Source organism: Amycolatopsis vancoresmycina, from assembly GCF_000716785.1.
Classification (GTDB): Bacteria; Actinomycetota; Actinomycetes; order Mycobacteriales; family Pseudonocardiaceae; genus Amycolatopsis; species Amycolatopsis vancoresmycina.
The window spans coordinates 397,538-411,813 of the sequence record NZ_JNYY01000003.1; the positions used below are offsets into that span (position 1 = coordinate 397,538).

Consider the following 14,276-nt stretch of genomic DNA (forward strand, 5'->3'; position numbering starts at 1 on the left):
CAGAGCAGTGGGGAGACATGAGGCGTTTCGTGACGAGAGCGGCCGCCGTGACGGCCGTCGTGTTTCCGCTGGCCGGAGTGGGTGTCGCCGGGGCGCAGAGCCAGGCCGTCGACGAGAAGACCGGCCCGGTTTCGTTCGCGAACATCGCCTCGGTGCGGATCGGGGCCGAAGGCCAGCGCGGTGGCGCCCTGATCACCGAAACGCAACGGTCGCCGCTGCTGCCCGGCCAGTCGAAGCTCGGCGCGGACCGCGTCTCGGTGCCCAAGGACGACGGCGAGCGCGCCACCTTCGGCGGGCACTACCAGATCGACCTCGGCCGTTACAGCGCGTCACAGAACCCGTACCCGCCGGGCGTCCCGAGCCGGGACCACAACGTCTTCGCCGCGCTGCAGGCCACCACCGTCCCCAACGCCGTCGCGGAAACGAACTACGCGCTGCGCGACAACTGGCAGGGCGGCGCCCGGCCGGTCGACAACACCGTGCTCGTCCTGGAGGGCGCCAAGACCTCGGTCGACTGCACCGGCCCCGCGAAACTTTCCTCGGCCGGCACGGTGACGCGGCTGTGGGTGCGCCAGGCCGGCGGCGGGCTCGGCATCGTCCCGATGCCCGGCGGCACCGCCGGCCTCCAGCTGTCGAACCTCCGGCTCGGCCCGCCCGGCGACATCGCGAACGCCGACCGGGCGACGACGGTCTCCGACGTCAAGCTGACCCGCGTCGCCGCCTTCGACCAGCTGATCCGCCAGGACGGCTGGCGCGGCGGCGACTTCACCGCGGTCGCCGGCTGGCGGATCGAGATCACCACCCACGTCAAGGACGCCCAGGGTGCCGCGCTGCAGGACGTGCGGACCACCATCGTCCTCGGCGGGGTCAGCTGCTCGGTGCCGAAGGGGTTCGTCGCGAAGGCCGCCGGTCCCACCGGCGGCGCGACCGCCACGCAGGCCCCCGTGCCGACCCAGGTCCCGGCCGGGTACCTGGGCGCGGCCGCGCCCGCCACGGACGGCGACGGCTCCCGCATCCCGCTCGGCCTCGGCCTGCTCTTCGGCGGGGTGTTCTTCGCCGCGGTCGCCCTGCTGCTCGGCCGGCGGCGCAAGTCCGGGACGGACTAGGTGCTGCGCACCGCGCTGGCCGCCGTCTCGGCGGCGCTGGCCGTGGCCGCCTTCGCGGCCGGGATCATCGTGCTGACCTGGCTGCCGCCGGCCACCACGTCGCTCGCCGCCGCGCCGCCGCCCGGCGCGCTGCCCGGCGAGGACGCGGCACCGGCCGTGCTGCCCGCCGACAGCGAGTCCGCCGCGCAGCAGCGTCCGGGCACGGTCCGGCTGCCCGGCGGCGCGACCGCTCGCCTGGTCCGCACCGAACTCACCGGCACGGGCGTGCTGCCGATCCCGCGCGGCCTCGGCGACGCCGCCTGGTGGGGCGCCAAGCTGGGCGCGGCCCAGGGCGCGGCCCTGCTGTCGGGGCACGTGAACTGGGAGGGGCGGCGCGGGCCGTTCGACGAGCTGTGGCGGATGCGCCAAGGCGACGAGGTCAGCGTCGTCGACGCGCGCGGCGGCCGCTGGGTCTACCGCGTGGACGACGTCGTCACGGTCCCGAAGGAGCTCCTGCCGGACCAGGCCGCCCGGTGGTTCGGGCAGGACGGCCCGCACCGGCTCGTGCTGGTCACCTGCGGCGGCGACTACGTCGGCGGCACCGAGGGGTACGACGAGAACCGCCTGGTCACCGCCCGCCTGGTGACGCGCCCCACCGGCTGATCGGGTCCGGTGCAACCTCCCGCGGCCTTCGCGGCATGCCTGTCCGTGCACTGGACACGACAGCGAAGGAGCACATGCCCATGCAGGAGCGGAACCCGGCGGAGCCGAAGAAGGGCTCCGGCCGCTGGTGGATCGTCGGCGTCGCCGGGGCGTTCGTGGTCGCGGCGCTGGTCGCGACCCTCCTCGTGTTCACCGGAAAGGATGAACCTGCGGTCGCGAACGGCGCCGGTGGGCCGGTCCCGGCCGCGAACCAGCCGTCCTCGCCGGCCACCGCGCAGGACACCGGCCGGGACCCGGCCCGGCTGTCCCTGCCCGGCGGCGGCACCGCGAAGCTGCTCCAGGAGGACCTCGACGCCTCGGGCGCGCTGAAGATCCCCGAGGGCCTCGACGAGGCCGCCTGGTGGGGCGCGAAGCTGGGTGCGGACCACGGCGTCGCGCTGCTGTCCGGGCACGTGAACTGGAAGGGCAGGAAGGGCCCGTTCGACGAGCTCTGGCGGGTCAAGCAGGGGCAGGAGGTCAAGCTGACCGACGCGGCGGGCGGCGCGTGGGTGTACCGGGTCGACGCCACGGAGACGATCCACAAGTCCGAGCTGGCCGGCCGGTCCGAGCAGCTGTTCGACCCGGACGGGCCGCACAAGCTGCTGCTGGTCACCTGCGGCGGCGAGTACGTCGGCGGCAGCGAGGGCTACGAGGACAACCGCGTCGTGACGGCGTCGCTGGTGTCGCGGCCGTAGGCTCACCTGCGCGAAAAGCGGTGGGCCCCGGCCGATACCCTGGACGTTCCAGTCCTGAACCGTCCCCGCAAGCTTTTCGGAGCGTGGAGTGCCCACGAACACCATTGAGAAGATCATCAGCCTGTGCAAGCGCCGTGGTTTCGTCTTCGCCAGCGGAGAGATCTACGGCGGCACCCGCTCTGCGTGGGACTACGGGCCGCTCGGGGTCGAGCTCAAGGACAACATCAAGCGCCAGTGGTGGAAGACCGTCGTCCAGGGCCGTGACGACGTCGTCGGCCTCGACTCCTCGGTGATCCTGCCGCGGGAGGTCTGGGTCGCGTCCGGGCACGTCAACGTGTTCACCGACCCGCTGATCGAGTGCCTGTCGTGCCACAAGCGCTTCCGCGCCGACCAGCTCGCCGAGGAGTTCGCGGCGCGCACCGGCAAGGAGACCAGCGAGGACGACCTGTCCGAGGTGCCGTGCCCGAACTGCGGCACGCGCGGCAAGTACACCCCGCCGCGGGACTTCAACATGATGCTGAAGACCTACCTCGGCCCGGTGGAGTCCGAAGAGGGCCTGCACTACCTCCGCCCGGAGACCGCGCAGGGCATCTTCGTGAACTTCTCCAACGTCCAGACGACGTCGCGGAAGAAGCCGCCGTTCGGCATCGGCCAGATCGGCAAGTCCTTCCGCAACGAGATCACGCCGGGCAACTTCATCTTCCGGACGCGCGAGTTCGAGCAGATGGAGATGGAGTTCTTCGTCGAGCCGGGCGAGGACGAGCGCTGGCACCAGTACTGGATCGACGAGCGCACGAAGTGGTACACGGACCTCGGCATCAAGGCCGACAACCTGCGCCACTACGAGCACCCGAAGGAAAAGCTCTCGCACTACGCGAAGCGCACCGTCGACATCGAGTACCGGTTCGCGTTCAACGCCGGTCAGGAGTGGGGCGAGCTCGAGGGCATCGCGAACCGCACCGACTTCGACCTGACGACGCACTCGAACCACTCGGGCCAGGACCTGTCGTTCTTCGACCAGGCCTCGGGCCAGCGGTACCGGCCGTTCGTCATCGAGCCGGCGGCCGGTGTCGGCCGGTCGATGATGGCGTTCCTGGTGGACTCCTACGTCGAGGAAGAGGTGCCGAACGCCAAGGGCGGCACCGACATCCGCGTGGTGCTGAAGCTCGACCCGCGGCTGTCGCCGTTCAAGGTCGCGGTGCTGCCGCTGTCGCGCAACGCCGACCTGACCCCGAAGGCGAAGGAGGTCGCGGCCACCCTGCGCAAGCACTGGAACGTCGACTTCGACGACGCCCAGGCGATCGGCCGCCGCTACCGCCGCCAGGACGAGATCGGCACGCCGTACTGCGTCACGGTCGACTTCGACTCGCTCGAGGACCAGGCCGTGACGGTGCGCGAGCGCGACTCGATGTCGCAAGAGCGGATCGCGATCGACAAGCTCGAGTCCTACCTGGCGGGCCGCCTCATCGGCTGCTGACCCCCCCGGGGCCCGGGTACCCCTGACACCTGTCACGGCGAGGTCGTGACGCACGGTCTGGGGACCCGGGCCGCCCGGGCGGCAGCCTGGGGGCATGCGAGAAACAGACACCCAGGCGGTGGCGGCGGGGGCCGCGGTCCACCTCACCGGCCTGCGGAAGCACTACGGCGAGGTCCACGCGGTCGACGGCGTCGACCTGACCATCGCCCCGGGCGAGGTGGTCGCCCTGCTCGGCCCGAACGGCGCCGGCAAGTCCACCACCGTCGACATGATCCTGGGCCTGACCAGCCCAGGCGCCGGTGACGTGCGCGTGTTCGGCCGCCGTCCGATCGACGCCGTCCGGGCCGGGCTGATCGGCGCGATGCTGCAGGGCGGCGCCCTGATGGACGACCTGACCGTCGGGGAGACCGTCGGGATGGTCGCCGCGCTGCACCGCAAGCCGATGCCGGTGGCCGAGGCCCTGCGCGCCGCCGGTGTCGAGGAGCTGGCCGGCCGCCGCGCGAACAAGCTCTCCGGTGGCCAGAAGCAGCGCGTCCGCTTCGCCGTCGCCCTGGTCAGCAATCCCGACCTGCTGATCCTCGACGAGCCGACCGCGGCGATGGACGTCGGCACGCGGCGCGAGTTCTGGCAGTCGATGTACTCCTTCACCGAGTCCGGCCGCACGGTCCTGTTCGCGACGCACTACCTCGAAGAGGCCGAGGAGTTCGCCGACCGGGTGGTGCTGATGCGCCGCGGCCGGATCGTCGCCGACGGGTCCGTCGCCGAGGTCCGCGCGCTGGCCGGCGGCCGCACCCTGCGCGCGGCCGTCCCGGGTGCCACCGACGCCGTCATCGCCGCGCTGCCCGGCGTCAAGGAGTTCGAGCTGCGCGGCGAGCGCGTCGCGATCTCCAGCGCCGACTCCGACGCCACGCTCTGGGCGCTCAAGGCCGCGGTGCCGGCCGTGCACGACGTCGAAATCAGCGCCGTCGGCCTCGAAGGCGCCTTCCTGTCCCTGACCGCCGACGAAACCGCGGAGCCCGTGCGATGAACGCCACCTACCTGCTCACCGAGATCCGCCGGAACTTCCGGGCGCCGCGGTTCCTGGTCTTCGTGGTCGCCTTCCCGGTGCTGATGTTCCTGTTGCAGGCCAACGTCTTCACCAAGACCAGCGACCCCGAACACGCGAAGATCGCCGCCATCATCATGATCAACATGATGACCTTCGGCACCTTCGCCGCCGCCAACACCAGCGGCGGGCGGCTCGCACTGGAACGCGCGCTCGGCTGGCAGCGGCAGCTGCGGCTGACCCCGCTGACCGGGTTCGGCTACCTCGGCGGCAAAGCGCTGTCCGGGATGCTCGTCGGGCTGCCGGCGCTGATCCTCGTGCCGCTGCTGGCCGTGACCGCCGAGGGGGTGCACCTGGACGCGGCCGGCTGGGTCCGGATCTTCGCCGGTGTCTGGCTCGGCACGCTCCCGCTGGTCCTGCTCGGCCTGCTGATCGGGCAGTTCGGCACGCCGGACTCGATGCAGCCGATCAGCATGATCGTCACCCTCGGCATGGGCTTCCTCGGCGGCCTGTGGATCCCGCTGGAGACGATGCCGTCCTGGATGCACGACGTCGCGCAGATCATGCCGACGTACTGGGTGCTGCAGGTGGTGCGGCCCGCGGTGACCACCGACATGGTGGTGTCGCTGCCGCAGGCGGCCGGCGTGCTCGGCGCGTGGACCGTCGTGCTCGGGGCGCTGGTGATCAGGCGTTACCGTAAGGACAGTGCCCGCGTCTGAGGGCCCGACGAGGACGAGGAACGGCGATGGCGGAGTCCGGCAGGCACCGGTTCGGGCTGAACAGCAGGGAAGCGTGGTGGGAGGACCCGTTCTCCGAACCGGAGGCCGGCGGCCCGGACCGGCTGCGCTGGCCGGTGCTGGGCGTGGTCTTCCTCCTGCCGTTCCTCATCCCGGCCACGAAGTCGCTGATCGCCGAGCCTGAGGTGACCACCGGGCTCGTCGCGGTCGGCGTGCTGATCTACGCCTACGCGCTCTGCTACCTGGTGTTCCCCTTCGCCTTCCGGTGGCCCCGGCCGGCGAAGCTGGGCTTCGGCATCGGGATGAACCTGCTGGGCCTCGGCACGGTCGCGGCGGTGGGGTCCAGCCCGTTCATCCTGCTCTACGGCACCGCGGTGATGGTGTTCCTGGCCCCGCCCGCGTGGGCGGTCATCGTCGACGTCCCGACGCTGCTGGTCGGCGCGCTGCTGCTGGGGCTGGCCGGCAAGTTCCAGGACGGCTACGGCGACCTCATCACGGTCGCTTCGGTGACGTTGGCGATGTTCTTCATGGCCAACCTGGTCCGCGCGGTCCGGCGGCTCGAGCTGGCCAACAAGGAGATCGCCACCCTCGCCGTGACGAACGAACGCCAGCGCGTCGCCCGCGACCTGCACGACCTGCTCGGGCACAGCCTCACCACGATCACCGTCAAGGCGGGGCTGGCCCGGCGGGTGCTGGAGAGCGCCGGCGACATCCCGCGCGCGGTCGAGGAGATCCGCGAGGTCGAGAGCCTGACGCGCAGCGCGCTGTCCGACGTCCGCGCGACCGTGTCGGAATACCGCCAGGTGTCGCTGTCGGCGGAGCTCGTCGGCGCCCGGGCGGCGCTGCGGGCCGCGGAGATCGAGGCCGACCTGCCGCACGCGGTCGACAACGTCCGGCCGGAGTTCCAGACCCCGTTCGGGTACGTGCTGCGCGAAGCGATCACGAACGTGCTCCGGCACTCCGGGGCCAAGCAGGTCAAGGTGCGGCTGGGCAGCACCTGGCTGGAGGTCGAGGACGACGGCCGGGCCACCGAGGTCGTCCGGGGCAACGGCCTGCGCGGGCTCGCCGAGCGGCTCGAGGCCGTCGGGGGCACGCTGCGGACGTCCGTCCGGTCCGGGGGAGGATTGCTGGTGCGGGCGGAGGTCCCGCAGCCCGAACCGCACGCGGCCACCCCGGCCGTGCGCGCCGAACCCGCGGGAGGACTCGCTTGATCCGGGTGCTGCTGGCCGACGACCAGGCCATGGTGCGCGGGGCACTGGCCACCGTGCTGGGCCTCGAGAACGACATCGAAGTGGTCGGGCAGGTCGGTTCCGGCGACGAGGTGGTGGCCGCCGCGCGCGAGACGAAGCCGGACGTCGCCCTGCTGGACGTCCAGATGCCCGGCAAGGACGGCCTGGCGGCCGCGGCGGACCTGCGGGCCGCGCTCCCGTCCTGCCGGGTGATCATCTGCACCACCTTCGGCCGGCCCGGCTACCTCGCCCGGGCGATGGCGGCGGGCGCGGCCGGGTTCGTCGTCAAGGACGCGCCGCCGGAGCAGCTCGTCGAGGCGGTCCGCCGGGTCCACAGTGGACTCCGGGTGGTGGACCCGGCGCTGGCGGCGGAATCCCTCGCCACCGGCGCCAGCCCGCTCACCGGGCGGGAGCGCGACGTGCTGCGGGAAGCCAGGGACGGCAGCACGGTGGCCGACGTCGCCCGGGCCCTGCACCTCTCGGAAGGCACCGTCCGCAACCACCTGTCCGCGGCGATCGGCAAGACCGGCGCGCGGACGCGGGCCGAAGCCGTCCGGGTCGCGGAGGAGCGTGGCTGGCTCTGAGCCGCCTCTGACAGAATGGGGCGGGTGGGTACCGCTGAACGCACCAAACCGTCGCGCGCGAGCTGGGCGCGCCGGATCGCCTTCGGCACCCTCCTGATGCTGCTCGCGCTGGTCGGCGGCACGGCGTTCCGCGTGTGGGAGGTCGCCCGCGAGAACGACCGGCGCCCCGCGGACGTCATCGTGGTGCTGGGCGCGGCCCAGTACAACGGCAAGCCGTCGGACATCTACGCCGCCCGGCTGGTGAAGGCGAAGCAGCTCTACGACGCCGGCGTCGCGAAGACGATCGTCACCGCGGGCGGCAAGAAGGCCGAGGACAACTTCACCGAGGCGCGGGCCGGCCAGCTCTGGCTCACCCGGCGCGGCGTGCCGGCGTCGGCGACGCTCGCGGTCGGCGAGGGCAGCGACACGCTGCGGAGCCTGCGAGCGGTCGCGCAGCAGGTCGAGGCCCGCGGCTGGCGGACGGCGGTGCTGGTCAGCGACCCGTGGCACTCGTTCCGCGCCCGGACCATGGCCGGCGACCTGGGGCTGGAGGCGTGGACCGCGCCGACGCACAGCGGGCCGATCGTCCAGGAGCGCGTCACCCAGGTGCGGTACATCGTCCGCGAGACCGGCGCGCTGCTGTACTACCGGCTGACGAAGACCCCGGCCGACGATCTGTTCGCCACGTTCCTGGGCTGAGTTTTGTCGGTGGCCGCGTTTAGGCTGGTCACGTGGACTACACCGAGCACGACACCGCCCGCCTGCTGCCGGAGCCGGCCAAGGGCGCCGCGCTGCCCGGCGCGCGGGCGGACGGGCGCAGCGCCTTCTCCCGCGACCGGGCCCGGGTGCTGCACTCCGCCGCGCTGCGGCGGCTCGCCGGCAAGACCCAGGTGGTCGGGCCGGGGGAGGGCGCCGAGGTCACCGGCGTCCCGCGCACCCGGCTGACGCACTCACTGGAGGTCGCGCAGATCGGCCGTGGCATCGCCGAGGAGCTGGGCGCGGACCCGGACCTCGTCGACACCGCGGGGCTGGCGCACGACATCGGCCACCCGCCGTTCGGGCACAACGGCGAGCGCGCGCTCGACGAGGTGGCCGCCGCGTGCGGCGGGTTCGAGGGCAACGCGCAGACGTTGCGCATCCTCACCCGGCTGGAGCCCAAGCTGCTGGATCCCCAGGGTGACCCGGTGGGGCTCAACCTGACCCGCGCCTGCCTGGACGCGGCCACGAAGTACCCGTGGCCGCGCAAACCGGGCCGGGTGAAGTACGGCGTGTACGCCGACGACGTCCCGGTGTTCGAGTGGTTCCGGTCGGGGGCGCCGCCGGAGCGGACGTGCCTGGAGGCCCAGATCATGGACTGGGCCGACGACGTGGCGTACTCGGTGCACGACGTCGAGGACGGGGTGCTGGCCGGCCGGATCAAGCTGCGCCTGCTCGCCCACCCGGACGAGCGGGCGGCCGTCGCCGAGGCCGCCGCCAAGCACTTCTCCGCCCAGTCGGTGTCCACTTTGGAGGATGCGGCGGCGGAACTGCTGGCGCTGCCGGTGGTGGCGGCCCTCGTACCGGCGGAGCCGGACGGTTCACCGGGCGCCCAGGTCGCCCTGAAACGCCTGACGAGCGAACTGGTCGGCCGCTTCACGACGGCGGCGGTCACCGGAACCCGCGCGGAGTACGGCGAAGGCCCGCTCGGGCGCTACCGGGCCCGCCTGTGCGTCCCGGACCGGGTGGCGGCCGAGGTGGCCCTGCTGAAGGCGCTGGCACTGCGGTACGTGATGAGCGACCGCCGCCGGCTGGCGATGCAGGAGGGCCAGCGCGAGCTGCTGATCGAGCTGGTCCACGCCCTCGCCCAGCGCGCCCCGGAGTCCCTCGACCCGCTGTTCGTCCCGGCCTGGAACGCGGCCGCCGACGACGCGGCCCTGCTGCGCGTGGTGGTCGACCAGGTCGCCTCCCTCACCGACGCCCAAGCCCACGCCTGGCACAGCTGGCACGTCACCCGCCACCACCGCTGACCGTGATCGGCGGGGCATCACCCGTGATTGCAGAGGCATCACGCGTGAGCCGAGGGGCATCGGGGTGATGCCCTCCCAATCACGTGTGATGCCCCTGCAGACACGCGTGATGCCTGCTGGATCACGTCGGATGCCTGGTGGCGCGCGGGCGCGGGGGCGAAACTTTCGCGGGGTTTTGTCATCCTCGGGTGGAGTTGCGCGCGGGCGGCCGGTGGGGTGTCCCGTTCCGGTACTCTCGCCCGCATGGCCACGGACAGCCACCTCCGGTTCGCGCTCGCCGTCCACTCGGCCCTCGGTGCCGGGGGCGGGAACACCTGCTTTTCGCCGTACTCCGTGGCCAGTGCCCTGACCCTCGCCGCGCGCGCGGCCCGCGGGCGCACCCGGGACGAGCTGGTCGCCCTGGTCGGTGACCCGGACGAGCAGACCGTCCTGCTGCGGGACGCCGCCCAGCTGAGCGAAGACGAACCCGAGCTGGCCGTGGCCAACACGCTGTGGGCCGACGACCGCCTTCCGCTCGAAGACTCCTTCAAGACCGAGCTCGCCGCCTGGCCCGGTGCCGCCGTCGCGAGCGCGCCCTTCGAGAAGGAGCCCGAAGCCGCTCGCGAACTCATCAACGACGACGTCGGCCGCACCACGCGCGGCCTGATCCCGCAGTTGCTGCCGCCCGGCTCGATCGACTCCGACGTCGCCGCCGTGCTGGTCAACGCGCTGTACCTGAAGGCCGCCTGGAAGCTGCCGTTCCGCGAGGCCAACACCGGCGACGCGCCGTTCCACGCGCCCTCCGGCGACCGGGACGTCCCCACCATGTGGCTCAGCGAGCGCGTCGGCTACGCGCACGCCGGCGGCTGGCAGGCGGTGCAGCTGGCCGCGGCCGGGGGCCTGCAGGCCGTCGTCCTCCTGCCCGACGGCGACCTCGCCGAGGCGGAGGCCGGGCTCGACCAGCCGTCGCTGACCGCCCTGCTCGACGCCGTCGCGTTCAAGCCGGTCGAGCTCGCCCTCCCCAAGGTCTCGCTCGACGTCCCGAGCTCGCTGACCGGCGTGCTGCGCGGTCTCGGCGTCCGGACGATGTTCACCGACGACGCCGACCTGGGCGGGCTCTCGCCGGACCCGCGGCTGACCGTGTCCGAGGTGCTGCACCAGGCCGTGCTGCGCGTCGACGAACAGGGTTTCGAGGGGGCCGCGGCCACCGCGCTGACCATGCGCCTCACCTCGATGATGATCGACGAACCGGTCGCCGTCACCGTCGACCGGCCGTTCCTGCTGCTGGTCCGGCACGCCGGCACCGGGGCGCTCTACTTCCTCGCCAGGGTGGTCGAACCGTGAGCCTGAAGTCCGAAGCCGTTCCCGAGCTGGTCCCGCCCGCTCCCGAACTCCCTGAGGGCCCGAAGCGCTGGGCCTGGCAGGACTCCGCGATCACCGGCGGGTTCCTGCTGTTCACGATCCTGCTCTACAACGGGCTCTGGTTCGACCTCAAGCGCGGCTACCTCTGGAACGGCGCGGCCGACCAGAGCCAGTGGGAGTGGTACTCGACGGTCGTCGCGAAGTCCGTCCTGCACTTCCAGAACCCGTTCACGACGGACCTGCAGAACTACCCGCTCGGCGTCAACATGGCGGCGAACGCGGCGATGTTCGGCCTGAACATCCCGCTCGCCCCGATCACGCTGACCTTCGGCGCCACCCTGACCTGGGCGATCGTGCTCACCGCGGGCCTCGCCGGCACCGCGACGGGCTGGTACTGGGTGTTCTCCCGCCACCTGGTGCCGAACCGGACGGCGGCCGCGATCGGCGGCGCGTTCTGCGGCTTCGCCCCGCCGATGATCTCGCACGGCAACGCGCACCCGAACTTCGTGGTGCTGTTCGTGCTGCCGTTCATCGCGCTCAAGACGATCCAGCTCGCCCACGGGGAACGCCCGCTGCGCAACGGGATCGTGCTCGGGCTGCTCGTCGCGTGGCAGATCCTGCTCGGCGAAGAGCCGCTGGCCATCTTCGCGCTCACCTTCATCGTGTTCGCGGTGTCCTACCTGATCCCGCGCCGCGGCGAGATCCGCGGCATGCTGGCGCCACTGGCCAAGGGGATCGGCGCCGGCGCGGTGGTCGCGCTGCTCATCGCCGGCTTCCCGTTGTACTGGCAGTTCTTCGGCCCGCAGAGCTTCCACTCGCTGCTGCACGGCCCGGCCGGCAACGACACGGCGGCGTTCACGCGCTTCGCGACGCAGTCGATCGCCGGCGCGCCGGAGGCGGCCGCGGACGTGTCGATGAACCGCACTGAGGAGAACGCCTTCTTCGGCTGGCCGCTGATCGTGCTGATGGTCGTGCTGACGATCTGGCTGTGGCGCGACGTCGTGGCGCGGGCGCTCGCGATCACGATGTACGTGATGGCCGTGCTTTCCCTCGGCGTCGAAATCACGGTGGCGCACGACGACACCGGCATCGCCGGCCCGTGGAAGTGGCTGGGCCAGCTGCCGCTGCTGGACTCGCTGCTCGAATCCCGGCTCGCGATGGGCTGCATCCCGGTGGTCGGCGCGCTGCTGGCGATCGCGACGCACCGAGTGTGGACGGCGGCGGCCGAGCAGCCGGCGCCGCTCGACGGGAAACCCGCGTTCCCGCTGCGGATGATCTGGATCGGCGCGGTCATCGCGGTGCTGCTGCCGATCGCGCCGACGGAGCTGGTGACGCACCAGCGTCCGCTGTCGCCGCCGTTCTTCGCCGACGGGATCTGGCGCCAGTACGTCGCTCCCGGCGGCTCGCTGGTGCCGGTGCCGCTGCCGAGCACCGGCGAAGCCGAGCCGCTGCACTGGCAGGTCGACGCGGGTCTCGGCTACCCGATGCCGGAGGGGTACTTCGTCGGCCCGACGTCGGCGGAGGACCGCAGCGGCCGGTACGGCGCCGTCCCGCGGCCGACGTCGGACCTGTTCGCTCAGGTCGAGCGCACCGGCCAGGCGGCGGAGGTCACCGAAGCCGACCGCACCCAGGCACTCGCGGACCTGCGGTACTGGAACGCGGACGTGCTCGTGGTCGGGCCGCGGCAGAACCAGGAAGCACTCAAATCCACTGTGGAACTGCTGCTGCGGAAGCCGGCGGAGTTCGTCGGCGGGGTGTGGATCTGGGACGTCCGCCCGATGACGGCGTGACCGCGATGACCACTGTGGACGAACAGGGCCGCCCCGAACCGCCCCTCGACGGTGACGAAGCCACGACGCTCCTGGGCTTCCTCGACTTCCACCGCGCGACGCTGGCCTGGAAGTGCGCCGGGCTGGACGCGGCGGGCCTGCGCGCGACCGTCGCGCCGTCGTCGCTGACGCTCGGCGGCCTGCTCAAGCACCTGGCGTACGTGGAGGACCACTGGTTCTCCCACGTCCTGTGCGGCCGGGACCGGTCCGCGCCGTTCGACGCGGTCGACTGGACGGCGACCCCCGACTGGGACTGGGAATCCGCGGCGGACGACACACCGGACGAGCTGCACGGGCTCTGGGCGGCCGCCGTCGGGCGGTCCCGGACGGCGGTGGCGGACGCGCTGGCGGACGGCGACCTGGCCCAGCCGGCCCGGCGCACCCGGCGGGACGGCAGCCGGCCGAGCCTGCGCTGGATCCTGGTCCACATGGTCGAGGAGTACAGCCGCCACAACGGCCACGCCGACCTCATCCGCGAGTCGATCGACGGCCGCACGGGGGAGTAGTCAGCCGCCGCGCTGGGCGATCTGGAAGACGTTGCCGAACGGGTCGCGGACCATCGCGCGCCGGTCGCCGTAGGGCATCTTCGCCGGTTCCTCGAGGCTCGCCGCGCCGCAGTCGAGGGCGCGGCGGTACGTCGCGTCCGCGTCGGCCACGTAGACGTGCAGGAACGCCGGGAACAGCGCGCGCTCGCCCTCGGCCGACACCATGACCAGCGAGTCGCCGATGCGGAGCTCGGCCGGCCGGCCGTTCTCGACCTCGCCGGTCGCGCCGAAGACCGTGCGCAGGAACGCGACGGCGGCGACGAGGTCGGTCACCACCATCCGCGGGACCACCGTCGGGAAACCCGGGTTCATACCGGCCCACCCAAGCCGGTCACGGCCCGGCGCACAAGTCACAGTTGCAGGCCCACCAGCTTGACCAGGAACCGGTCGAGCTGCTCGACGGCGGGCGGCCACGGCAGGTCGGGCTCGTTGATGCGCTGGGCCAGCATGCCGTTGACGGCGGTCCGCAGGTCGATGGCGACGGTCACGGCGTCGTCCGCCGGGGCCAGGCCGGCGTCCATGCACCGCCGGACCGCCTCGGTCGTGCGGGCGACCATGACCTCCTTGAACGGCATCCCGTGCCGCCGGTGGACCGTGCTCTCGTGCAGCACCTTGTAGAGCCCCGGGTGCGCCTGCGCCCACGCGGCCTGCGCCAGGATCCGGGCGCGCAGCGCGGCCGCCGGGTCCGGCGACGCCGCGGCCGCAGCGTCGCCGGTGCGGACGAGCTCCTCGTGGCAGCGTTGCATCGCGGCCAGGACGAGTGCGTCGCGGTCCGGGAAGTGCAGGTAGACCGACGTCGCCGCGATCGACACCGCGCGGGCGACGGCCCGCAGCGAGAGGGCCTCGTCGTCGGCGAGCTCGTCGAGCATCCGGACGGCGGCCGCGACGATCTCGTTCCGCAGCAGCTCGCCCTGGCCACGGGCGTTCCGCCGGCGTCTGGTCTCTTCCATCGGCGCCCAGTGTAGCTGGACACCCATTGCGCTACAGGTGTAGCGTCGTTTGCACTACAGCTGTAGCGCTAC

The 14,276-nt window shown here is 72.5% G+C and carries 15 protein-coding genes; 13 read left to right on the forward strand and 2 right to left on the reverse strand.

Features of this window, described 5'->3' with window-relative positions:
• The first annotated feature begins 17 nt into the window (after positions 1-17).
• The 13 genes from OO60_RS09370 to OO60_RS09430 all read left to right on the forward strand — a co-directional run bounded on the left by OO60_RS09370 (position 18) and on the right by OO60_RS09430 (position 13,215).
• A complete protein-coding gene (locus OO60_RS09370; RefSeq protein ID WP_033261191.1) occupies positions 18-1,106 on the forward strand; it encodes a hypothetical protein in 1,089 nt (362 codons plus the stop codon).
• Complete coding sequence (locus OO60_RS09375; protein WP_003094861.1) at positions 1,107-1,748, forward strand: class F sortase; 642 nt, start codon at positions 1,107-1,109, stop codon at positions 1,746-1,748. It begins immediately after the preceding gene.
• 80 nt (positions 1,749-1,828) lie between these two features.
• On the forward strand, positions 1,829-2,482 hold the full coding sequence (locus OO60_RS09380; RefSeq protein ID WP_003094866.1) for a class F sortase: 654 nt from the start codon (positions 1,829-1,831) through the stop codon (positions 2,480-2,482).
• Positions 2,483-2,570: 88 nt separating this feature from the next.
• Positions 2,571-3,959 carry a glycine--tRNA ligase gene (locus tag OO60_RS09385; protein WP_003094872.1) on the forward strand — a complete coding sequence of 463 codons (1,389 nt, stop codon included), beginning with the start codon at positions 2,571-2,573 and terminating at the stop codon, positions 3,957-3,959.
• Between the two features lie 94 nt (positions 3,960-4,053).
• On the forward strand, positions 4,054-4,986 hold the full coding sequence (locus tag OO60_RS09390; protein ID WP_205624215.1) for an ABC transporter ATP-binding protein: 933 nt from the start codon (positions 4,054-4,056) through the stop codon (positions 4,984-4,986).
• Positions 4,983-5,723: an ABC transporter permease gene (locus OO60_RS09395; protein WP_003094878.1), complete on the forward strand. Its 741-nt coding sequence runs from the start codon at positions 4,983-4,985 to the stop codon at positions 5,721-5,723. The genes OO60_RS09390 and OO60_RS09395 overlap by 4 nt, the downstream gene beginning before the upstream one ends.
• A 26-nt stretch (positions 5,724-5,749) precedes the next feature.
• Complete coding sequence (locus OO60_RS09400) at positions 5,750-6,952, forward strand: sensor histidine kinase (protein WP_003094880.1); 1,203 nt, start codon at positions 5,750-5,752, stop codon at positions 6,950-6,952.
• Positions 6,949-7,554, forward strand: coding sequence for a response regulator transcription factor (locus tag OO60_RS09405; protein ID WP_003094883.1), 606 nt, complete (start codon positions 6,949-6,951; stop codon positions 7,552-7,554). Before OO60_RS09400 ends, OO60_RS09405 begins: the two co-directional genes overlap by 4 nt.
• Positions 7,555-7,578: 24 nt before the next feature.
• Positions 7,579-8,232, forward strand: a complete 654-nt coding sequence (locus tag OO60_RS09410; protein ID WP_003094884.1) for a YdcF family protein — start codon at positions 7,579-7,581, stop codon at positions 8,230-8,232.
• A gap of 32 nt (positions 8,233-8,264) precedes the next feature.
• On the forward strand, positions 8,265-9,539 hold the full coding sequence (locus OO60_RS09415) for a deoxyguanosinetriphosphate triphosphohydrolase (RefSeq protein WP_033261192.1): 1,275 nt from the start codon (positions 8,265-8,267) through the stop codon (positions 9,537-9,539).
• Between the two features lie 243 nt (positions 9,540-9,782).
• Complete coding sequence (locus OO60_RS09420) at positions 9,783-10,862, forward strand: serpin family protein (RefSeq protein ID WP_033261193.1); 1,080 nt, start codon at positions 9,783-9,785, stop codon at positions 10,860-10,862.
• Positions 10,859-12,670 carry a hypothetical protein gene (locus OO60_RS09425; RefSeq protein ID WP_051767661.1) on the forward strand — a complete coding sequence of 604 codons (1,812 nt, stop codon included), beginning with the start codon at positions 10,859-10,861 and terminating at the stop codon, positions 12,668-12,670. Before OO60_RS09420 ends, OO60_RS09425 begins: the two co-directional genes overlap by 4 nt.
• 5 nt (positions 12,671-12,675) lie before the next feature.
• On the forward strand, positions 12,676-13,215 hold the full coding sequence (locus OO60_RS09430) for a DinB family protein (RefSeq protein WP_033261234.1): 540 nt from the start codon (positions 12,676-12,678) through the stop codon (positions 13,213-13,215).
• On the opposite strand, the gene OO60_RS46375 is transcribed toward OO60_RS09430, so the two are convergent.
• Together OO60_RS46375 and OO60_RS09440 are read right to left on the reverse strand one after the other, a co-directional pair.
• Positions 13,216-13,566, reverse strand: a complete 351-nt coding sequence (locus OO60_RS46375) for a VOC family protein (RefSeq protein ID WP_033261194.1) — start codon at positions 13,564-13,566, stop codon at positions 13,216-13,218.
• A 38-nt stretch (positions 13,567-13,604) separates the two neighbouring features.
• Positions 13,605-14,204 carry a TetR/AcrR family transcriptional regulator gene (locus OO60_RS09440; RefSeq protein ID WP_033261195.1) on the reverse strand — a complete coding sequence of 200 codons (600 nt, stop codon included), beginning with the start codon at positions 14,202-14,204 and terminating at the stop codon, positions 13,605-13,607.
• Between the last annotated feature and the right edge of the window lie 72 nt (positions 14,205-14,276).